Here is a 20,718-nt window from a genome sequence, read left to right as displayed (position 1 = left end):
CGGCTGCCCCGTCCGCGCGTCCCGTCACCGTGGCGTATCGGCGGGGCGGCGGCGCGTGCGCGAGGATGGAGGTATGCCGAACCGACTTGCGCAGGCGACGTCCCCGTACCTCCTCCAGCACGCGGAGAACCCGGTCGACTGGTGGCCATGGGAGGACGCCGCCTTCGAAGAGGCCCGGCGCCGCGACGTACCCGTCCTGCTGAGCGTCGGCTACTCCGCGTGCCACTGGTGCCACGTGATGGCGCACGAGTCCTTCGAGGACGGCCCCACGGCCGACTTCCTCAACTCCCACTTCGTGAGCGTCAAGGTCGACCGCGAGGAGCGTCCCGACGTCGACGCCGTCTACATGGAGGCCGTGCAGGCGGCGACCGGGCAGGGCGGCTGGCCCATGACCGTGTTCCTCACCCCGGACGCCGAGCCCTTCTACTTCGGCACCTATTACCCGCCCGAGCCCCGGCACGGCATGCCGTCCTTCCGCCAGGTGCTCCAGGGCGTCGGGCAGGCCTGGGCGGAACGGCGGGACGAGGTCACCGAGGTCGCGGGGAAGATCGTGCGGGACCTCGCCGGGCGGGAGATCTCCTACGGCGACGCGCGGCCGCCCGGGGAGGCGGAGCTCGGACAGGCGCTGCTCGGGCTGACCCGGGAGTACGATCCGCAGCGCGGCGGATTCGGCGGGGCGCCGAAGTTCCCGCCGTCCATGGTGGTCGAGTTCCTGCTGCGCCACCACGCCCGCACCGGCGCCGACGGCGCCCTGGAGATGGCGCGCGACACCTGCGAGCGGATGGCGCGCGGCGGGATCTACGACCAGCTGGGCGGCGGCTTCGCCCGTTACTCCGTCGACCGCGAGTGGGTGGTGCCCCACTTCGAGAAGATGCTCTACGACAACGCCCTGCTGTGCCGCGTCTACGCCCATCTCTGGCGGGCCACGGGCAGCGAGCTGGCCCGCCGCGTCGCCCTGGAGACCGCCGACTTCATGGTGCGTGAACTGCGCACCGCGGAGGGCGGCTTCGCCTCCGCGCTGGACGCGGACAGCGACGACGGCACGGGCCGGCACGTCGAGGGCGCGTACTACGTGTGGACGCCCGCGCAGCTCACCGAGGTCCTCGGGGCCGACGACGCCGCACTCGCCGCGCAGTATTTCGGCGTGACCGAGGAGGGCACCTTCGAGCACGGGTCCTCGGTGCTGCAACTGCCGCAGCAGGAGGGCGTGTTCGACGCCGAGCGGATCGCCTCGGTCAGGGAGCGGCTGCTGGCCGCGCGGGGCGGGCGTCCCGCCCCGGCCCGGGACGACAAGGTGGTCGCCGCCTGGAACGGCCTCGCGATCGCCGCGCTCGCCGAGACGGGCGCCTACTTCGAGCGCCCCGACCTGGTGGAGGCCGCCGGCGCCGCCGCCGACCTGCTCGTGCGGCTGCACCTCGACGAGCAGGCCCGGCTCTTCCGCACCAGCAAGGACGGCCGGGCGGGCGCCAACGCGGGGGTGCTGGAGGACTACGCCGACGTGGCGGAGGGCTTCCTCTCGCTCGCGTCGGTCACCGGGGAGGGCGTCTGGCTGGACTTCGCCGGGCTGCTGCTCGATCACGTCCTCACCCGCTTCACCGACGAGTCCGGCTCCCTCTACGACACCGCGGCCGACGCCGAGCAACTGATCCGCCGCCCCCAGGACCCCACCGACAACGCCACCCCGTCCGGCTGGACCGCGGCCGCGGGCGCCCTGCTGTCCTACGCCGCGCACACCGGCTCGGAGCCGCACCGCACCGCCGCCGAGCACGCCCTCGGCGTGGTGAAGGCGCTCGGCCCGCGGGTCCCGCGCTTCGTCGGCTGGGGGCTGGCCGCCGCCGAGGCGCTGCTCGACGGCCCGCGCGAAGTCGCCGTCGTCGGGCCGGGGCAGGACGACAGCGCCGCGAAGGGCCTGCACCGCACGGCGCTGCTGGGGACGGCGCCCGGAGCGGTCGTCGCCTTCGGCGCCGCGGGGAGCGACGAGTTCCCCCTGCTCGCCGACCGGCCCCTGGTGGACGGGGCACCGGCCGCGTACGTCTGCCGGAACTTCACCTGTGACGCGCCGACGACCGACCCGGAGCGGCTGCGTGCCGCGCTGCGCGGGGCCTTGAACAGCTAAAACGACATAAACGGAAGCATCCGGAACGCGCCCGGCGGGCGAATTGTTCAGACCCGGTCCTCATTGTGAGGAAACACGCTCTTCACCCAAACACCTTATGGGTTTCACAGGTTGCCCCTAATCTCTTCACCGTGACGCGGCGGAGCGGGCGCCCGATTCGGGTTGCTCCGCCGCGCAGGGGGAGTTCAAAGATCTGGGGGGATCTTTCTTGCTTACGTCCGTCTTCATCGCTGCCGTTTCACTGGCACTTTTCTGGATGGCGGCGTTCACGCTGTGGTGGCAGATGCACGCCTGGCGTACGCCGGAGGTACTCGCCTCCACCCGGTTCAGCCGGCCCGACGGCGACGAGCACGTGTCGTTCTCGCTGCTCCTGCCCGCGCGGCACGAGCAGGCCGTGCTCGACCACACCATCCAGCGGCTGCTGACCTCGTCCCACACCGACTTCGAGATCATCGTGATCGTCGGACACGACGATCCGGAGACCACCGCCGTCGCCGAGAAGGCCGCCGACCGCGATCCGCGCGTCCGGGTCGTCGTCGACACCCACGAGAAGAAGAACAAGCCGAAGGCCATGAACACGGCGCTGCCGCACTGCCGCGGCGACGTCGTCGGGGTCTTCGACGCCGAGGACCAGGTCCATCCCGAACTGCTCGCCCACGTCGACCACGCCTTCCGCACCACCGGCGCCGACGTCGTGCAGGGCGGGGTCCAGCTGATCAACTTCCACTCCAGCTGGTACAGCCTGCGCAACTGCCTGGAGTACTTCTTCTGGTTCCGCTCCCGGCTGCACCTGCACGCGCAGAAGGGGTTCATCCCGCTCGGCGGCAACACCGTCTTCGTCCGCACCGAAGTGCTCCGGGCGGCCGACGGCTGGGACCCGAACTGCCTGGCCGAGGACTGCGACCTCGGCGTCCGGCTCTCCAGCATCGGCAAGAAGGTCGTCGTCGCCTACGACTCCGACATGGTGACCCGGGAGGAGACCCCGGGCTCGCTGGTCTCCCTGCTCAAGCAGCGCACCCGCTGGAACCAGGGCTTCCTCCAGGTGTACCGGAAGAAGGACTGGAAGCAACTGCCCACCTTCACCCAGCGGTTGCTGGCCCGCTACACCCTGATGACGCCCTTCCTGCAAGCCTTCACCGGCGTCATCATCCCGCTCAACGCGGCCATCGCGCTCTTCCTGGACGTGCCCGTCGGCATCGCCTTCGTCACCTTCCTGCCGGCCGTCACCGCCCTGGTCACCTTCGTCTTCGAGGTCGTCGGGCTGCACGACTTCGGCAAGCAGTACGGCCTGCGGGTCCGCTTCACGCACTACCTGAAGCTGATCGTCGGCGGCCCCTTCTACCAGGTACTCCTCGCCGGGGCCGCCGTCCGCGCCGTATGGCGCGAGCAGCGCGGCCGCAACGACTGGGAGCTGACCAGCCACGTGGGCGCGCACCTCGCGCCCGTGGAACGAGAGGACGTTCCCGCGTGACCTCCACCCTCCCCGCGGCGACCGGCACCAAGGTCCCCGCGCAGCGCCGGCCTGCCCACGACACCGGCCCGGCCCCCGAACCGAAGGCGCCGCCGGGCCGCCTGCGCTCCTCGCGCCCCGACCTGCTGCTGTGCGGCGGGCTCCTCGTGGCGATCATGCTCGTGCAGGGCTGGAACATCTCCGACTACCCGACCCTCAGCGACGACGAGGGCACCTACCTCGCCCAGGCCTGGGCCGTCCAGCAGGGCGAGGGCCTGGCCCACTACACCTACTGGTACGACCACCCGCCGCTCGGCTGGATCCAGATAGCCGTGCTGACCTGGATCCCCGCGCTGCTCAGCCCCGAGTCGATGACGGTCGGCGCCATGCGCGGCGTGATGCTGATCGTCAGCGCCGTCTCCGCCGTCCTCGTCTACGTCATCGCCCGCCGCCTCTCCCTGCCCCGCTGGGCGGCCGGGCTCGCCATGGCCCTCTTCGGCCTCTCCCCGCTGTCCGTGGTCCTCCAGCGGGAGATCTTCCTCGACAACCTCGCGGTGATGTGGACGCTGCTGGCCTTCGCGCTGGCCGCCTCCCCGAGCCGCCACCTGTGGCACCACTTCGGCGCGGGCATCGCCGCCGCCACGGCCGTGCTCACCAAGGAGACGATGCTCGTCGTCCTACCCGCCCTGCTGGTCACCATGTGGCGGCACAGCCACCGGGACACCCGCAAGTTCGCGCTGACCGGCGCCGTCACGGCCTGCGCCCTCATCGGCTTCTCGTATCCGCTGTTCGCCCTGCTCAAGGGCGAGCTGCTGCCGGGCAGCGGGCACGTCTCCCTGTGGGAGGGCATCGAGTACCAGCTGACCCGCCCCGGCTCCGGTTTCATCCTCGACGAGGGCTCCGGCTCGTGGGGCGTCCTCCAGTCCTGGCTCTACTACGACCGCGTCCTGCCGCTCGGCGGCCTCGCCGGGGCGCTGCTCCTGCTGGCCACCTGGCGCTGGTCGGTCACCGCGCGGGCGCTCGCCGGACCGGCCCTGACGGTCGCGATCCTCGCCGGCCTCGCCCTGCGCCCCACCGGCTACCTGCCCGCGATGTACGTCATCCAGGCCCTGCCCTTCCTCGCCCTGGTCCTGGCAGGCGGCGCGGCGAGCGTCGTCCACGCGGTACTGCGCAGATGGCGCACCGAGGCCGAGAAACGAGGGCTCACCATCGGCCGGTACGCGCTCGCCGGCGTCCTGGTGCTGGCCGCCGGCGCCTACGTCGTACCCCGCTGGTACGACGGCGACCGCACCGCGGTCACCGCCGACGCCAACGCCCCCTACGAGGCCGCCGCCGACTGGCTGGCGACCGAGGTGCCGAACCCGGAGGACACCCGCGTCCTCGTGGACGACGCCCTGTGGCTGGACCTCGTGCACGCCGGATACGAACCCGGCCTCGGCGTCATCTGGTTCTACAAGGCGGACCTCGACCCGGCGGTGACCAGGACGATGCCGGGCGGCTGGCGCGACATCGACTACGTGGTCGCCTCCCCGACGGTGCGGCGCGACGCGGTCGACCTGCCCAACGTCAAGGCCGCCATGAACCATTCGGCCCCGGTCGCCGTCTTCGGCACCGGCGCGGACCGCATCGAGATCCGCCGCATCCAGCCCTCCGGAGCCGCCCGATGAGCCACGAGTCCACCGTCCCCGACGAGCTGGGACGTCCGGCCGTAGGCGCCTCGGAGGTGCCCGAGCCGGGCGCCGTCACCATCGTCGTACCGACCTTCAACGAGGCGGGGAACGTACGGCGGCTGCTGCGCCTGATCACCGAGTCCGTCCCCGCCCGGCTGCCCTGCGAGGTCGTCTTCGTGGACGACTCCACCGACGACACCCCGGACGTGATCCGCGAGGCGGCGCTCGACTGCCCCTTCCCGGTCACCGTCCTGCACCGGGACGAACCGGCCGGCGGGCTCGGCGGCGCGGTCGTCGAGGGCATGAAGGCGGCCGGGTCGGACTGGATCGTCGTCATGGACGGCGACTGCCAGCACCCGCCCTCCCTGGTGCCGGAGCTGGTCGCCACCGGCGAGCGGGCGGGCGCCGGACTCGTCGTCGCGTCCCGCTACATCAAGGGCGGCAGCCGCGCCGGGCTGGCGGGCAGCTACCGGATCGCCGTCTCGCGCGCGGCGACCTGGCTGACCAAGGCGCTCTTCCCGCGCCGGCTGCACGGCGTCAGCGACCCGATGAGCGGCTTCTTCGCCATCCGCCGCAGCGAGGTCACCGCCGAGGTACTCAAGCCCCTCGGCTACAAGATCCTCCTCGAACTGGCCGTCCGCAGCCGCCCCCAGGCGGTCACCGAGGTGCCGTTCGTCTTCGAGGAGCGGTTCGCCGGGGAGTCCAAGTCCACGGCGCAGGAGGGGCTGCGTTTCCTGCGCCACCTGGCCGGACTGCGCACCACCTCGCCGCTGGCCCGCATGGTCGCCTTCGGGCTGATCGGCCTGAGCGGCTTCGTGCCGAACCTGGCCGCGCTGTGGGCGCTGACCGAGGCGGGCGTGCACTACCTGCCCGCGGAGATCGTCGCCAACCAGTTCGGCGTGGCCTGGAACTTCCTGCTCCTGGAGCGGCTGCTCTTCCGTGACCGGCGCCGGCACCGGCACTGGGCCGACCGGACCCTGCGGTTCGGGCTGATCGCCAACGCCGACCTGGTGCTGCGCATACCGCTGATCGCCCTGCTCGTCGGGGAGTTCGGGCTGACCGTGCTGCCGGCCACCGCCCTGGCCCTCGTCATCACCTTCGTCCTGCGCTTCGCCGGGACGGAGGCGCTCGTGTACCTCCCGCGCCGACGCCGTACGGCCCGCACAGCAAGGAGTGAGGCATGAGAACCAGACCCCGAAGGAGAACCTCCGCCCTTCTGGCGGTGTCCGCCCTCACCGGCGGGCTCCTCCTCACCGCGCCCCAGCCCGCCTCCGCCGCCAACCTCATCAAGAACCCCGGCTTCGAGACCGCAGGCACCGGCGACATGCCGTACTGCTGGTCGAAGTCCGGCTGGGGCGACAACGACTTCACCTTCGAGACGGTCGCCGACGCCCACTCCGGCAGCAAGGCCATGAAGGTCGAGCTGACCCGCCGGGCCGAGGGCGACCGCAAGGCCCTGATCACCGAGTCCACCGAGTGCGCGCCGGTGGTGACGGAGGGCAAGCAGTACGACCTGTCCCTCTGGTACAAGTCGACGACTCCGGACACCTCCCTCACGCTCTTCCGGCACGACCCCGCCGCCGGCTGGCAGTACTGGACCGACCTCAAGACCCTGGACCTGGCCGCCGACTGGACCGAGGCGAGTGTCCGCACGCCCGAGGTCCCGGCCGGCACCGACCGCATCAGCTGGGGCGTCTCCGTCTACGGCACCGGCTCGGCGACCACCGACGACTACACGATGGAGCAGGTCGCCGACCCGGTCCCGGACCCGGAGTGCACGGGCACCGCCGAGGAGTGCGCGAACGGCCGCTGGGACGTGCTGCCCACGCAGAACCCGGTCCGCTCCATGCACTCCGTCGTCCTGCCGGGCGGCAAGGTGCTGCTGATCGCGGGTTCCGGCAACGACCCGGAGATGTTCGAGGCGGGCACCTTCACGTCGGCGGTCTACGACCCGGGGACCGGCGACTACGAGACGATCCCGACGCCCAAGGACATGTTCTGCGCCGGGCACGTGCAGCTCAAGGACGGCCGCGTCCTCGTCATGAGCGGCAACAAGGGCTATCCGTCCGCGGACGGCACGGTCGGCTACCAGGGCTACAAGGACTCGTACATCTTCGACCCGGAGACCGAGACCTACGTCAAGACCAACGACATGAACGACGGCCACTGGTACCCGTCGGCGACCATCCTCGGCAACGGCGACGTCATCTCCTTCGGCGGCCTGCGCGAGGACTCCACCGGGTCGGTGACGGCCGACCTGTGGTCCGACGAGCAGCAGAAGTGGCTGCCGACCTGGCAGGTCAACCAGACCTGGTCGTACTGGGGCCTGTACCCGTCGATGATCCTGATGCAGGACGGGCGGCTCTTCTACTCGGGCAGCCACGTCTTCGGCAACAACATCCCGGGCACCGGTTCGGCGATCTACGACTACGACGCCAACAGCATCACCCAGGTGCCGGGCCTCCAGGACAAGGACGTGCGCGACCAGTCCGCCAGCGTGCTGCTGCCCCCGGCGCAGGACCAGAAGGTGCTGACCATCGGCGGCGGCAACATCGACTCCAACCCGGACGCCAACCGCCTGACCGACATCATCGACCTCAAGGAGCCCAACCCGACGTACGTGGCCGGGCCCCCGCTTCCGCAGGGCACCGTCGACCTCGGCAACGGCCCGGTCCCGCAGACCGGCGACCAGGGCAAGATGTACGTCTCCACCGTCCTGCTGCCCGACGGCACGGTGCTGGAGACCGGCGGCGCCCTGCACAACCGGGCCAACCCGGTCTTCGAGACGTCGATCTTCGACCCGGAGACGGAGACCTTCGACCCGGTGGCCGTGGACCCGGAGGCGCGCGGCTACCACTCCTCGGCGTTCCTGCTGCCCGACGGGCGCGTGATGACGACCGGCGACAACCCGGGCAACGGCTCCTGGAACCGCGACGTGTCGATCTACACCCCGCCCTACCTGCTCAGGGGCGAGCGTCCGGCGATCACCTCGGTCATCGACACCGAGTGGAACTACGGCGACACCCAGCGGATCACCGTGGACCGGCCCATCGCCAAGGCGGAGCTGATCCGCCCGGCCGCCGTGACGCACTCCTCGGACCCGAACCAGCGGTTCGTGGACCTGCCGCTGTCGGTGGACGGCGACAACGTCGACCTGAACGTGACGAGCAACCCGAATCTGGCCCCGCCCGGCTGGTACATGCTCTTCGCGGTCGACGCGAACGGCGTGCCGTCGGTGGCGAAGTGGGTGCACCTCGACGGCCCGCAGGCGCTCAGCACCAAGGACGCCGCCGCGCACGTCCACTCCTTCGCCGACGCCCCGTCCGGCAAGGTCGCGGGACCCGGCGAGAAGCGTGAGTCGCACCCGGTCGGGCCCACCGTCTCCGGCTGCGACCGGCACTACGGCTCCGCCAACGTCTGCGTGCCGACCGCCTTCCCGGAAGAGGTCGAGGCGACGACGGCCGACCGCTGCGCCTGGCTCGAGGAGCACGACTACGGACGCCTGAAGGTCAACGGCAAGGACGACCCGCTGAAGCTGGACCGCGACCGCGACGGCGTCGCCTGCGGGAAGGGGGACGTGCGCGGGAAGAAGCGCTAACGCTCCCGCCGCGACTCGGTGAGGGCGCGCTCCACGATGGCCTCCAGCTGCTCGTGGTGCGCGCCCTTCCAGTACGCGCGCCCGCACGCGAGGCACTGCGCGAACACGTCGTACGACCGCTCGGTCCCGCCCTTGAGCTGGTCCGCCACCTCGTCCTTGGTGGCCTCCTTCAGCAGTCCGTTGCAGGCGGTGCACCTGGTCCACGGGCGCAGCTCGGGCCGGAACCGGTCCAGGGCCTCCCGGAGCTGGTCTTCGGGCCGGGTGCTGTAGACGTAGGCGCCGGCCCACAGTTCGCGGCGGCGCAGCAGGCCGCGGTCGCGGCTGAGCATGACCCGTTTCTCGGCCGCCGACAGTGCCGCGAGCGCCGGGTCGCCGAGGTCCGTCGACTCGTACGCCGTGTCCACGCCGAGCAGCCGCAGCCGGCGGGCGAGGGTGCCGAGGTGCACGTCGAGCAGGAAGCGCAGGGGAGCGCCCGGGACCCGCTGGGGGCGTTCCACGGGCCGTACGCTCACGGACTCGCCGCCGGTGGGGACGTGTCCGGGCGGCACCTCGCGGCCGTCCACGAGGAGCGTGCCGACCTCGGTCAGCGGAACGCCGAGGGACTCGACGACATGGCCGAGGGTGGAGACGCCGTCGGTGGCCGCGCGGGCGGCGCCGGTGGGGCGGGCGCGCGGCACGAACAGGTGCAGTTCGGGGGCGAACTCGACGTGGATCTCGGGACCGTTCACCCGGTCAGGATGCCATGGGGCAGGGGCGTGGCCTCAGCCTTTTCCGGGAGCCGGCAGACCGTGCTCCAGGACGTCCAGGGCGCGTTCGACCAGGTCGGCCAGGTTCTCCTCGTGGTCGTGCTCGGCCCAGTACCGCGAGACCTCCAGCAGGCCGCCGACCAGGGACATGGAGAGGACCCGCACCTCCAGGCCCTCGGGGGCGAGGCCGGTGCGGTCGGCGATGGCGCGGCCGAGCAGGCGGCCGGTGACCGACATGCTCTCCAGCATCCGCGAGCGCACCGCGGGCACCTCCGCCAGCAGCCGTGCCCTCAGCCGGGTCAGCTCGGCTTCCTCGCCGGCGCCGTGTTCGACGGCCTTGCGCATGACGTGCCGCAGGGAGGCCGGCCACGGCTCGTCGGCGGGCCGGGCGGCCAGCTCCGCCGCCATGACCGGGTCGTACTCGTCCGTGAGGACGATGTCCTCCTTGGCCGGGAAGTAGCGGAAGAGAGTCGACGGCGACACTTCGGCGCGGTCGGCGATCTGCTCCGTCGTCGTCGCGTCGTACCCCTGCTCCCGGATCAGCGCGTAGGCCGCGGCGCGGATGGCCTCGCGGGTCCTGGCCTTCTTCCGCTCCCGCAGACCGGGCGACCGGGGGCCGTCGGCGGGGGAGCGGGGGGAGCGGGGGCGTGCGGCCGTCATGGGGTCATTGTCGGCCACGGGGCGGCGCGGAGCCGCCGGGTGATGCACGGGACGTTACGCGGAGCGCCTAGTACGCGACCAGCGAGATCCCCACGTAGTGCGCGATGAAGGCCGCCAGCGTGAAGGAGTGGAAGACCTCGTGGAAGCCGAACCAGCGCGGTGACGGGTTGGGCCGCTTGAGGCCGTAGATCACGCCGCCCGCGCTGTAGAGCAGCCCGCCCGTGATCACCAGGACGAGGACGGCGATGCCGCCGGCCCGCATGAACTCGGGGAGGTAGAACACGGCCGCCCAGCCCATGGCGAGGTAGCAGGGGGTGTAGAGCCAGCGCGGGGCGCCGACCCAGAAGACGCGGAAGAGGATGCCCGCCGCCGCGGCGGCCCAGATGCCCCACAGCAGCCACTGGCCCTTGGCCTCCGGCAGCAGGAGCATCGTGAGCGGGGTGTAGGTGCCCGCGATGATCAGGAAGATGTTGGCGTGGTCGAGACGGCGCAGTACGCCGTCCATCCGCGGGCTCCAGTCGCCCCGGTGGTAGAGCGCGCTGACGCCGAACAGCAGGCAGGCCGTCAGGACGTAGATCCCGCAGGCGATGCGTGCTTCGGTCGACTCGGCGAGGGCGGTGAGGACCAGGCCCGCGACGAGGACGGCCGGAAACATGCCGAGATGCAGCCAGCCGCGCAGCTTCGGCTTGACCGGATGCGGCAGGGAGAGCGCTACGGGACCGCGGCCGTCGGCGGGCGTGTCCCTGGGCGCGTCGGAGGCGGACGCAGTCATGGGGGCATCGTACCTACGGGACCGTAAGTTACGCATCAGTACGGACGGTCGTGGGTGGTGAGTGGTCATCGTCTCATGGGGTACCCGGCGACGCACCCCCGTAAAGCCCCGATGTGGGCACGTGGCGATCCTCACGCCGCTCAGGTGTGACGCCCTCTGGACAGATGGGCGCTCACGTCGGATGATCAAATGAGTGCGGTCGACACCGGATGAGCGCCCAAGAGGTCAACGTCACGCATCCGGGTCGCAGCCCCCACGGGGCCTCCAAACAAAAAACCCCTCATTTAGGAGCAATCGTGGCGCGCGACATCGCTGCTCCCCCCGTCCCCACCAACCACCAGGAGCTGATCTCGTGGGTGAACGAGATCGCCGAACTGACCCAGCCGGACGAAGTGGTCTGGTGTGACGGATCCGAGGCCGAGTACGAGCGCCTGTGCGGGGAGCTCGTCGAGAAGGGCACCTTCCGCAGGCTCGACCCGATCAAGCGCCCCAACTCGTACTACGCGGCCTCCGACCCCTCCGACGTCGCGCGCGTCGAGGACCGGACCTTCATCTGCTCCGCCAAGGAGGAGGACGCCGGCCCGACCAACCACTGGAAGGACCCCGCCGAGATGCGGGCCATCTTTACCGGAGAAGGAAACAGCTTCACCGGTGAGAAGGGCGAGGGCGGCCTGTTCCGCGGCTCCATGCGCGGCCGGACCATGTACGTCGTGCCCTTCTGCATGGGCCCGCTCGGCTCCCCGCTCTCCGCGCTGGGCGTCGAGATCACCGACTCCGCGTACGTCGCCGTCTCCATGCGCACCATGACCCGTATGGGACAGCCGGTCCTGGACGAGCTGGGCGACGACGGCTTCTTCGTCAAGGCCGTGCACACCCTCGGCGCCCCGCTGGAGCAGGGCCAGGAGGACGTCCCGTGGCCGTGCAACAGCACCAAGTACATCTCGCACTTCCCCGAGGACCGCGAGATCTGGTCCTACGGCTCCGGCTACGGCGGCAACGCCCTGCTCGGCAAGAAGTGCTACGCCCTGCGCATCGCCTCCGTCATGGCCCGCGACGAGGGCTGGCTCGCCGAGCACATGCTCGTGCTGAAGCTGACCCCGCCCACCGGCGAGCCCAAGTACGTCGCCGCCGCCTTCCCATCGGCCTGCGGCAAGACCAACCTCGCCATGCTGGAGCCCACGATCTCCGGCTGGACCGTGGAGACCATCGGCGACGACATCGCCTGGATGCGCTTCGGCGAGGACGGCCGCCTGTACGCCATCAACCCCGAGGCCGGCTTCTTCGGCGTCGCGCCCGGCACCGGTGAGCACACCAACGCCAACGCGATGAAGACCCTGTGGGGCAACTCCGTCTTCACCAACGTCGCCCTCACCGACGACAACGACGTGTGGTGGGAGGGCATGACCGAGGAGACGCCCGCCCACCTGACGGACTGGAAGGGCAACGACTGGACCCCCGAGTCCGGCACGCCCGCCGCGCACCCCAACGCCCGCTTCACCACCCCCGCCGCGCAGTGCCCGATCATCGCGCCGGAGTGGGAGGACCCCAAGGGCGTGCCGATCTCGGCGATCCTCTTCGGTGGCCGCCGGGCGACCGCCGTCCCCCTCGTCACCGAGTCCTTCGACTGGAACCACGGCGTCTTCCTCGGCGCCAACGTGGCCTCCGAGAAGACCGCCGCCGCCGAGGGCAAGGTCGGCGAGCTGCGCCGCGACCCCTTCGCCATGCTGCCGTTCTGCGGCTACAACATGGGCGACTACATGGGTCACTGGGTCGACGTGGCCAAGGACAAGGACCAGTCCAAGCTGCCCAAGATCTACTACGTCAACTGGTTCCGCAAGGACGACGAGGGCAAGTTCGTCTGGCCGGGCTTCGGCGAGAACGGCCGCGTCCTGAAGTGGATCGTGGAGCGCCTGGAGGGCAAGGCGGACGGCGTCGAGACCGCGATCGGCGTGCTGCCGACCAAGGAGTCCCTCGACACCGACGGCCTCGACCTCGCCGACGCCGACCTGGAGTTCCTGCTCAGCGTCGACAAGGAGGTGTGGCGCGAGGAGGCGGCGCTCGTCCCCGAGCACCTCAACACCTTCGGCGACCACACGCCCACCGAGCTGTGGGACCAGTACCGCAACCTGGTGCAGCGCCTGGGCTGACCGTCCCCACCCAGCTCCGCGTCCGGTCCGACTAGCCCTGACCCGCGAAGTCGTCACGAAGGCCGGCCGCGAGGGGGTCTCCCCGCGCTCCAGTAGCTCAGCAGTACCCCGGAGCACGGGGAGGTCCCACTCGGGCCGGGTCACCGCACAAAGGCGTGCGGCTGACCCGGCCCTTCAGCATGTCGAAACACCGGTGAGATCCGCGCCCCGAAAGGGGCGCGGGGAACTGCGCGACCAGCCACGACGGACGGAAAGCCGCCAACCGCCAGCCGGCCCCACGGCGCACATGCGAACCGCCGCTCCAGCCCACGCAGTGAATGGCACCCGGCCCGCACGTCGCTGCGGGTGCGCGCGGGCCGGGGCCGTCGGGGGAGCCCGGAGGGCTCAGTGGGACGCGAACTCGCGCGGTTCGAGGGCCGCTGCGTGCGCGTCCATGCGCTCGGCGGTCAGGATCGCGACCGCCGTGTCGGCGCGGGAGGCCGCCACCACCAGGGCGCGGCCCGCGAGGGTGTGCGCCCGCCGGTGCAGGGCCGCCAGGTGTGGCTCGGGGCGGGCGGCGGCCACCGGCACGCGGACCGGGGTCTGCCCTCCCCGCAGCCGGGCCACCTGCTCGGCGAGCCGGTCGGCCGCGGTGTCCAGACCGGTGCAGGGGGCCAGCGCGCGCAGCTCGTCCGTGACGGCGAGCAGGGCGGCGAGGTGACCCGCGAGCTGGATGTCCAGCTCTTCCTCGCGGGACCGGTGGGGGAAGTCCGAGGTGCTGCCGGCCATCGTGCTGTGGACCGACTTGGTGCGGATCGGTTCGTACATGGGATGGCCTCCTGAGTGCTTCAGGAAACCATCCTACATTGGATTCAATCTAAAGTTGATAGTGATCCGCGATACGGCTCAGGGCTGGCCGTACCCGTCAAGGAAGGTGCCGATCCGCCCCACCGCATCGCGCAGGTCGCTCGCCGTCGGCAGGGTCACCACCCGGAAGTGGTCGGGCTCGGGCCAGTTGAAGCCGGTGCCCTGGACGACCATGATCTTCTCCTGGCGCAGCAGGTCCAGGACCATCCGCCGGTCGTCCTTGATCTTGAAGACCTTGGGGTCGAGCCGCGGGAAGAGATACAGCGCGCCCTTCGGCTTCACGCAGGTCACGCCCGGAATGCTGGTCAGCGCCTCGTGCGCGGCGTCCCGCTGCTCCCGCAGCCGCCCGCCCGGCAGCACCAGCTCGTTGATGGTCTGCCGCCCGCTGAGCGCCGCGACCACGCCGTGCTGGCCCGGCATGTTGGCGCACAGCCGCATGTTCGCCAGGACCGTCAGACCCTCGATGTAGGACTCGGCGTGCGCGCGCGGGCCGGAGATCGACATCCAGCCGACACGGTAGCCGGCCACCCGGTACGCCTTCGACATGCCGTTGAAGGTGAGGGTGAGCAGGTCCGGGGCGATCGCGGCGGTCGGGGTGTGCGTGACCTCGTCGTACAGGATCTTGTCGTAGATCTCGTCGGAGCAGACCAGCAGGTTGTGCCGGCGCGCGATGTCGGTCAGCCCGCGCAGCATCGCCTCGTCGTACACCGCGCCCGTCGGGTTGTTCGGGTTGATGATGACCAGCGCCTTGGTGCGGTCGGTGATCTTCCGCTCGACGTCCGCGAGGTCCGGCATCCAGTCGGACTGCTCGTCGCACCGGTAGTGCACCGCCGTACCGCCGGAGAGCGAGACGGCGGCCGTCCACAGGGGGTAGTCCGGCGCCGGGACGAGGACCTCGTCGCCGTCGTCCAGCAGTCCCTGCATCGCCATCACGATCAGCTCGGAGACGCCGTTGCCGATGAAGACGTGCTCGACGTCCGTCTCGATGCCGAGGGTCTGGTTGTGCATGACGACCGCCCGGCGCGCGGCCAGCAGTCCCTTGGCGTCGCCGTAGCCGTGGGCCGTCGAGACGTTGCGGAGGATGTCCTCCAGGATCTCCGGCGGGCACTCGAAACCGAAGGCGGCCGGGTTGCCGGTGTTCAGCTTCAGGATGCGGTGCCCGGCCGCTTCCAGCCGCATCGCCTCCTCGAGCACCGGGCCCCGGATCTCGTAACAGACGTTGGCGAGCTTGGTCGACTGGATCACCTGCATGTCCGTGAGCTTACGACCCGGTTGCGCCTCATGGGTCGTGTTGTCCGCCACGTGGGACGTGCGGTTTGGGTGGATTTCCTCCAGCCGTGCGGTCCGCTAGCGGGGAGTCCGCCGCACGGACCGCCCCGCCAGTACGTCCGTCCGCCGCCCGTCCTCCATCACGAACCGCCCGTCGACCAGCACGTACGGGATGCCCGCCGGCAGCACGCGCGGGGTCTCGTACGTGCTGCCCGCCGCGACCGTCGCCGGGTCGAAGAGCACCAGGTCGGCCCGGTACCCCTCGCGGACCAGGCCCCGGTCCGGCAGCCGCAGCCGGGCCGCCGGGCGCGAGGTGAGGTGGGCGACGCACTCCTCCAGCGACAGCACGCCCAGCTCGCGCACGTAGTGGCCCAGGTAGTGCGGGAAGGTGCCGTAGGCGCGCGGGTGCGGCTTGGCGCCCTGGAGGATGCCGTCCGAACCGCCGGTGTGGACCCGGTGCCGCATGATCGCGCGGACGTTCTCCTCGTGGCCGACGTGCTGGAGGATGGTCGGGGCCAGCCGGTCGGTCAGGAGGAGGCGGCGGGCGGTCGTCCACGGGGTCTCGCCGCGCAGCCGCGCCGACTCCAGGACCGTACGGCCGACGTACTCGCCGAGCGCCGGGTCGCCCGTGCCGGAGATCTCGATCGTGTCCCACTCCATGGGCACGCCGTGGCAGCCGTCGGAGCCGATCTCCTCGATGTGGTGGCGGATGCGTTCGGCGGTGTCGTCGTCCGACAGCCGCTTCATGATCTGCTCCGGGCCGCCCTCGCTCGCCCAGCTCGGCAGCATGGCCACGAGGGTGGTGCAGCCGGGGGTGTAGGGGTACGTGTCGAGGGTGATGTCGGCCCCGGTGGCCAGCGCGTCGTCGAGCAGCGTCAGCAGCTCGGGCGCCTTGCCCTTGTTCACGCCGAAGTTCATGGTGGCGTGGGCCAGGTGGAGGGGGCACTCCGCCTCCCGCGTCAGCTCCACCATCTCCTCGTACGCCTGGAGGGCCCCGGCGCCGTACGAGCGGTGGTGCGGGCAGTAGTAGCCGCCGTACGACGCCACCACCCGGCACAGCTCGGTCAGCTCGGCGTCCTTGGCGTACATGCCGGGCGTGTATGTCAGCCCGGACGACATGCCGACCGCGCCCTGCTCCATGCCCTCGGCGACCAGGCGGCGCATGTGCTCCAGCTCGGCCTCGGTCGCCTCCCGGTCGTCCCAGCCGACCGCCAGCGCGCGCACCGTGCCCTGCGGGATCAGGTAGGCGGCGTTGACCGCGATGCCCTGGTCGAGCCGGTCCAGGTACTCGCCGACCGACCGCCAGTCGAAGTCGATGTCGTCACCGGGGCCGTTCCACCCGGCGATGGCGCGGCGCACCTCGCCGAGGGTGCGGTCGTCGACCGGCGCGTACGACAGCCCGTCCTGGCCGATGACCTCCAGGGTGACGCCCTGGGCGGCCTTGGCGCTGTGGTCGGGGTCCCGCAGCAGCGCCAGGTCGCTGTGGGCGTGCATGTCGATGAAGCCGGGGGCCAGGACCAGGCCCTCGGCGTCCAGCTCACGGCGCGCCTTCGGGCGCTGGCAGCCGGCGGCCGCCGCCTCCTTGACGATCGAGACGATCCGGCCGCCGTCGACCACGACGTCCGCGCGGTACGAGTCCGTGCCGGAGCCGTCGACGACGTCCGCGTCCCTGATGACCAGCTCTTCCATGTCCTGTTCCCTTTCCCAGGCGTCTCAGAAGAACGTGCGGATGTAGTCGACGACCGTCCCGTCCGCCTGCGCGACCGGGATGAGCTGCCACTTGTCGAAGGACGTGCACGGGTGGGACAGGCCCGTGCCGAGCCAGTCGCCCACCTCCAGGTCCGCTTCCGCGGTCGTGCGCAGCCAGGCGTGCTGGTCGGACAGGCCGGTCACCTCTACGCCGGTGGCGGGACGCTCGGCGCCGTCGCGGCGGACGACCTGGGCGAAGGGCAGGTGGAGGTCGTACGCCGCGTCCCGCTTGCCCGCGTTGGTGAACGCCTGCTCGGGGGAGGGACGGGAGACGACCTGGCTCCACAGGCGGAAGGCGGGCTCCAGGGCGCCCTCCTCGGGGACCCGGTTGAAGGGGGTCAGCTCGCGGTAGTGGCCGTCGTCGTGGGAGACGTAGGCGCCCGAGCGCAGCAGCTTCAGCACCGGCAGGGACAGGTCGGGGACCTCGGCGAACACGTCGGCGACCGCGTCGAACCAGGCGCTGCCGCCCGCGCTCACCACGATGTCCGCCAAGCCGTCGAACCGTCCGGCCTTGTCGAAGTCGACGGCGAGTGCGACCAGCCGCCGCAGCCAGGCGTGCACCTTCTCGGGGTCGGCGCCGGGCACCTCGCCCTCGTACCCGGCGACACCGGCCAGCCGCAGCGTCCGCGCGCCGGCCACCGCGTCGGCGACCGCCGCGCACTCGGCCTCCGTGCGGACGCCGGTCCGGGCACCCTCACCGGCGGCCAGTTCCACCACGACGTCCACCGGGCGGGAGGCGCCCGCGTCCGACAGTGCCGCGTCCATCAGTCCGACGCCGCGCACCGAGTCGACGTAGCAGACGAAGCGGAAGTCCGGGTCGGCGTCCAGCTCGGAGGAGATCCAGCGCAGGGCGGCGGCGTCGACCAGCTCGTTGGCCAGGAAGACGCGCTGGATGCCGAAGGCCCGCGCCACCCGTACCTGGTGCGGCACGGCGAGGGTGATGCCCCAGGCGCCGTGCTCGATCTGGCGGTGGAAGAGCTGCGGGGCCATGGAGGTCTTGCCGTGCGGTGCGAAGGCGAGGCCGTGCCGGGTGGCGTACGTCTCCATGAGCCGCAGGTTGTGCTCCAGGCGTTCGGCGGACAGGGCCAGCACGGGGGTGGTGAAACCGCCGGTGAAGAGGTTGCGGCCCTGACGGGTCAGCTCGGTGACGGTCAGGCCGTCGGCGTCTGGCGGGAGGCCCTTGAAGCGGTGGTCGACGCGCTCCTCGGCCAGACGGGCGAGGGCTTCGGTGCCGGTGTCGAGGGCCATGGAGCCTCCCTGATCTGATGCGTTGCAAGCAGTGCAACGATCGTTGCGTATATCGCTTACTGCTGTCTAACATCTCGGCCAACGCGGGGTCAACGGATCCGCCGAGGCCCGCGAGAGAGACGAGGAGCCCCCACCATCGTGACCGCCACCGGACCCACCAGCACCGCCCCCGGCGTCGTGGACGTCGTCGCGCTCGGCGAGTCCATGGTCACCTTCCTTCCCTCCGTGCCCGGGCGGCTCGCCGACGTACCCTCCTTCGACCGGGCCATCGGCGGCGCCGAGTCCAACGTGGCCTGCGTGCTGGCCGCCGCCGGGCACTCCGTCCGCTGGGTCGGCCGGGTCGGCGCCGACGGCTTCGGCGACCACCTCGTCGAGGCGATCGGCGCCTACGGCGTGGACGTCTCCGCGGTGCGCCGCGACCCCGACCGCCCCACCGGCGTGTACTTCCGCACCGCCGGGGACCGGGCCACCGACGCGCACGAGGTGGCGTACTACCGGGCGGGCTCCGCGGCCTCCGCGATGTCGGCCCGGAACATGGACCTCGACGCCATCCGCTCCGGGCGCGTCCTGCACCTCTCCGGCATCACGCCCGCGCTCTCCGCCGACTGCCTCGCCCTGATGCGCGAACTCACCGCCCGCCGCCCCGGCCGGCCCCTCGTCTCCTTCGACGTCAACCACCGCCCCGGGCTGTGGCGCGGGCACGACGACGGCTCGCGGGTGCTGCTGGAGCTGGCGCGCGGCGCCGACATCGTCTTCGTCGGCGAGGACGAGGCCTGGGGACTGGGCGGCGCCGAGGCCGTGCGCGCCGCGCTGGCCGAGCCCGAGCTGCTCGTCGTCAAGCAGGGCGCGACCGGCGCCACCGCCTTCCACCGGACCACCGGCGCCGACGGCACCAAGGCCCACCACGTCACCTCCGTCCCCGCCCTCACCGTCGACGTCGTGGCCGCCGTCGGCGCGGGCGACGCCTTCGCCGCCGGGTTCCTCTCCGCCACCCTGCGGGACCTGCCCGTCCGCGAGCGCCTGCGGCACGGCCACCTGATGGCCGCCGCCGCCCTCACCGTCCCCGGCGACCTCGCCGCACCCCCGGCCCGCGACCACGCCGACCGTCTGGCCGCCCTCGACGACGACGCGTGGGGGACACTTCGACTCGGCCCCGGCTGGACACAGGCCGGCGAGAGGGCCGAGGAGGAGGTACGAACCCCATGAGCCAGACCGTCGACCGCGCGCTGAGCATCCTGCCGCTGCTCGCCGAGGGCCCCGCCGACCTGGGCCGGGTCGCCGACCGCCTCGGCGTCCACAAGTCCACCGCCCTGCGCCTCCTGCGGACGCTGCACGAGCACGGCTTCGTCTACCGCCAGTCCGACCAGCGCTACCGCCTCGGCGCCCGGCTGATCGCGCTGGCCCAGGAGGCGATGGAGAACCTCGACGTCCGCGAGATCGCCCACCCCCACCTCGTACGCCTCAACGAGAGTTGCGGACACACCGTCCACCTCGCCGTCTACGAGGAGAACGAGGTCCTCTACATCGACAAGGTGGAGAGCCGCTACCCGGTCCGCATGTACTCCCGGATCGGCAAGCCCGTCGCCATCACCGTCGCGGCGGTGGCCAAGCTGCTGCTCGCCGACCTTCCCGAGAACGAGCGCCGAGCCGTCGTCGAGAAGCTCGACTACCCCCTGTACACGGCCCGTTCGACACCGAACGCCGACGGCTTCCTCAAGGAGCTGGCCAAGGTGCGCGAACAGGGCTGGGCCACCGACCTCGGTGGCCACGAGGAGTCCATCAACTGCGTCGCCGCGCCCATCCGGGGCGCCGACGGCCGGGTGACGGCCGCGATGTCGGTCTCCGCGCCGAACGTCGTCGTCACCGCCGACGAACTCCTCACCCTGCTCCCGCTGGTCCGCCGCACGGCGGACGCCATCAGCGGCGAGTACTCCGGCAGGACCCCAGTCAAGGAAGTCACCGCATGACCGACAAGATCGCCCTCATCCCCGCGACCCACACCGTCCCCCCGGCGAAGTTCAGCCACGGCGTCAAGAGGGGCAACATCCTCCAGGTCGCCGGCCAGGTCGGCTTCCTCCCGCACGAGGAGGGCAAGGCCCCCACCCCGGCCGGCCCGACCCTGCGCGAGCAGACCCTCCAGACCCTCGCCAACGTCAAGGCGATCCTCGAAGAGGGCGGCGCCTCCTGGGACGACGTGATGATGATCCGCGTCTACCTCACGGACGTGGACCACTTCGCCGAGATGAACGAGATCTACAACGCCTACTTCGAGGAGCAGGGCCTCACCCAGCCGCCCGCCGCGCGCACGACCGTCTACGTCGGTCTGCCCGCCGGACTCCTCATCGAGATCGACGCGCTGGCCGTCCTCGGCTGACCCTCGCCTCCGTCTCTCCTTCCGTCTGACTGTCGCACGGCATGGCGCCCCTCACCCCCGGGGCGCCGTGCCG

The 20,718-nt window shown here is 71.5% G+C and carries 16 protein-coding genes; 9 read left to right on the top strand and 7 right to left on the bottom strand.

Going from position 1 to position 20,718, the window contains the following annotated elements:
• Positions 1 to 73: 73 nt before the first annotated feature.
• From RI578_RS14740 to RI578_RS14720, 5 genes are all read left to right on the top strand, one after another.
• On the top strand, positions 74 to 2,116 hold the full coding sequence (locus RI578_RS14740; protein ID WP_310871529.1) for a thioredoxin domain-containing protein: 2,043 nt from the start codon (positions 74 to 76) through the stop codon (positions 2,114 to 2,116).
• Between the two features lie 208 nt (positions 2,117 to 2,324).
• Positions 2,325 to 3,587 (top strand): glycosyltransferase, encoded by a 1,263-nt coding sequence (locus RI578_RS14735; RefSeq protein WP_310871528.1) that lies wholly within the window; start codon positions 2,325 to 2,327, stop codon positions 3,585 to 3,587.
• Positions 3,584 to 5,233, top strand: a complete 1,650-nt coding sequence (locus tag RI578_RS14730) for a phospholipid carrier-dependent glycosyltransferase (protein WP_310871527.1) — start codon at positions 3,584 to 3,586, stop codon at positions 5,231 to 5,233. Before RI578_RS14735 ends, RI578_RS14730 begins: the two co-directional genes overlap by 4 nt.
• The gene (locus tag RI578_RS14725) at positions 5,230 to 6,420 is read left to right on the top strand and encodes a glycosyltransferase (protein WP_310871526.1); all 1,191 of its coding nucleotides are present in this window, start codon (positions 5,230 to 5,232) and stop codon (positions 6,418 to 6,420) included. Before RI578_RS14730 ends, RI578_RS14725 begins: the two co-directional genes overlap by 4 nt.
• Positions 6,417 to 8,834, top strand: a complete 2,418-nt coding sequence (locus RI578_RS14720) for a galactose oxidase-like domain-containing protein (RefSeq protein WP_310871525.1) — start codon at positions 6,417 to 6,419, stop codon at positions 8,832 to 8,834. The genes RI578_RS14725 and RI578_RS14720 overlap by 4 nt, the downstream gene beginning before the upstream one ends.
• On the opposite strand, the gene RI578_RS14715 is transcribed toward RI578_RS14720, so the two are convergent.
• The 3 genes from RI578_RS14715 to RI578_RS14705 all read right to left on the bottom strand — a co-directional run bounded on the left by RI578_RS14715 (position 8,831) and on the right by RI578_RS14705 (position 11,012).
• Complete coding sequence (locus RI578_RS14715; RefSeq protein ID WP_310871524.1) at positions 8,831 to 9,562, bottom strand: Mut7-C RNAse domain-containing protein; 732 nt, start codon at positions 9,560 to 9,562, stop codon at positions 8,831 to 8,833. The genes RI578_RS14720 and RI578_RS14715 overlap by 4 nt on opposite strands.
• Before the next feature lie 33 nt (positions 9,563 to 9,595).
• Positions 9,596 to 10,240, bottom strand: coding sequence for a TetR family transcriptional regulator (locus RI578_RS14710; protein WP_310871523.1), 645 nt, complete (start codon positions 10,238 to 10,240; stop codon positions 9,596 to 9,598).
• 67 nt (positions 10,241 to 10,307) lie between these two features.
• On the bottom strand, positions 10,308 to 11,012 hold the full coding sequence (locus RI578_RS14705) for a hemolysin III family protein (RefSeq protein ID WP_310871522.1): 705 nt from the start codon (positions 11,010 to 11,012) through the stop codon (positions 10,308 to 10,310).
• A 296-nt stretch (positions 11,013 to 11,308) separates the two neighbouring features.
• Between RI578_RS14705 and RI578_RS14700 the strand changes: the two genes are divergently transcribed.
• Positions 11,309 to 13,159: a phosphoenolpyruvate carboxykinase (GTP) gene (locus RI578_RS14700; RefSeq protein WP_310871521.1), complete on the top strand. Its 1,851-nt coding sequence runs from the start codon at positions 11,309 to 11,311 to the stop codon at positions 13,157 to 13,159.
• Between the two features lie 384 nt (positions 13,160 to 13,543).
• Here the strand turns inward: RI578_RS14700 and RI578_RS14695 are convergent, their stop codons facing one another.
• From RI578_RS14695 to RI578_RS14680, 4 genes are all read right to left on the bottom strand, one after another.
• Positions 13,544 to 13,966 carry a hypothetical protein gene (locus RI578_RS14695; RefSeq protein WP_310871520.1) on the bottom strand — a complete coding sequence of 141 codons (423 nt, stop codon included), beginning with the start codon at positions 13,964 to 13,966 and terminating at the stop codon, positions 13,544 to 13,546.
• A gap of 78 nt (positions 13,967 to 14,044) precedes the next feature.
• Positions 14,045 to 15,256, bottom strand: a complete 1,212-nt coding sequence (locus RI578_RS14690) for a pyridoxal phosphate-dependent aminotransferase (RefSeq protein ID WP_310871519.1) — start codon at positions 15,254 to 15,256, stop codon at positions 14,045 to 14,047.
• A 96-nt stretch (positions 15,257 to 15,352) separates the two neighbouring features.
• Positions 15,353 to 16,963 (bottom strand): D-aminoacylase, encoded by a 1,611-nt coding sequence (locus RI578_RS14685; RefSeq protein ID WP_310871518.1) that lies wholly within the window; start codon positions 16,961 to 16,963, stop codon positions 15,353 to 15,355.
• A 24-nt stretch (positions 16,964 to 16,987) separates the two neighbouring features.
• Positions 16,988 to 18,271, bottom strand: a complete 1,284-nt coding sequence (locus RI578_RS14680) for an amino acid deaminase (protein ID WP_310871517.1) — start codon at positions 18,269 to 18,271, stop codon at positions 16,988 to 16,990.
• A 138-nt stretch (positions 18,272 to 18,409) separates the two neighbouring features.
• On the opposite strand from RI578_RS14680, the gene RI578_RS14675 reads away from it, so the two are divergent.
• Genes RI578_RS14675 through RI578_RS14665 form a run of 3 tightly spaced genes read left to right on the top strand, consistent with a single transcriptional unit; the run spans position 18,410 to position 20,645 of the window.
• Positions 18,410 to 19,477, top strand: coding sequence for a sugar kinase (locus RI578_RS14675; RefSeq protein WP_310871516.1), 1,068 nt, complete (start codon positions 18,410 to 18,412; stop codon positions 19,475 to 19,477).
• Positions 19,474 to 20,238, top strand: coding sequence for an IclR family transcriptional regulator (locus RI578_RS14670; RefSeq protein WP_310871515.1), 765 nt, complete (start codon positions 19,474 to 19,476; stop codon positions 20,236 to 20,238). The genes RI578_RS14675 and RI578_RS14670 overlap by 4 nt, the downstream gene beginning before the upstream one ends.
• Positions 20,235 to 20,645 carry a RidA family protein gene (locus tag RI578_RS14665; protein ID WP_310871514.1) on the top strand — a complete coding sequence of 137 codons (411 nt, stop codon included), beginning with the start codon at positions 20,235 to 20,237 and terminating at the stop codon, positions 20,643 to 20,645. The genes RI578_RS14670 and RI578_RS14665 overlap by 4 nt, the downstream gene beginning before the upstream one ends.
• Positions 20,646 to 20,718: the final 73 nt, after the last annotated feature.

Origin of the sequence: Streptomyces sp. BB1-1-1 (assembly GCF_031597775.1) — a bacterium.
GTDB lineage: Bacteria > Actinomycetota > Actinomycetes > Streptomycetales > Streptomycetaceae > Streptomyces > Streptomyces thinghirensis.
This window is presented reverse-complemented; position numbering and strand designations above follow the sequence as displayed.

What these genes read in the sequence shown, in the direction of transcription:
- RI578_RS14740 (WP_310871529.1), top strand. Translation starts at nt 74, where the DNA reads ATGCCGAACCGACTTGCGCAGGCGACGTCCCCGTACCTCCTCCAGCAC.
- RI578_RS14725 (WP_310871526.1), top strand. Translation starts at nt 5,230, where the DNA reads ATGAGCCACGAGTCCACCGTCCCCGACGAGCTGGGACGTCCGGCCGTA.
- RI578_RS14720 (WP_310871525.1), top strand. Translation starts at nt 6,417, where the DNA reads ATGAGAACCAGACCCCGAAGGAGAACCTCCGCCCTTCTGGCGGTGTCC.
- RI578_RS14710 (WP_310871523.1), bottom strand. Translation starts at nt 10,240, where the DNA reads ATGACGGCCGCACGCCCCCGCTCCCCCCGCTCCCCCGCCGACGGCCCC.
- RI578_RS14705 (WP_310871522.1), bottom strand. Translation starts at nt 11,012, where the DNA reads ATGACTGCGTCCGCCTCCGACGCGCCCAGGGACACGCCCGCCGACGGC.
- RI578_RS14695 (WP_310871520.1), bottom strand. Translation starts at nt 13,966, where the DNA reads ATGTACGAACCGATCCGCACCAAGTCGGTCCACAGCACGATGGCCGGC.
- RI578_RS14690 (WP_310871519.1), bottom strand. Translation starts at nt 15,256, where the DNA reads ATGCAGGTGATCCAGTCGACCAAGCTCGCCAACGTCTGTTACGAGATC.
- RI578_RS14685 (WP_310871518.1), bottom strand. Translation starts at nt 16,963, where the DNA reads ATGGAAGAGCTGGTCATCAGGGACGCGGACGTCGTCGACGGCTCCGGC.
- RI578_RS14680 (WP_310871517.1), bottom strand. Translation starts at nt 18,271, where the DNA reads ATGGCCCTCGACACCGGCACCGAAGCCCTCGCCCGTCTGGCCGAGGAG.
- RI578_RS14670 (WP_310871515.1), top strand. Translation starts at nt 19,474, where the DNA reads ATGAGCCAGACCGTCGACCGCGCGCTGAGCATCCTGCCGCTGCTCGCC.
- RI578_RS14665 (WP_310871514.1), top strand. Translation starts at nt 20,235, where the DNA reads ATGACCGACAAGATCGCCCTCATCCCCGCGACCCACACCGTCCCCCCG.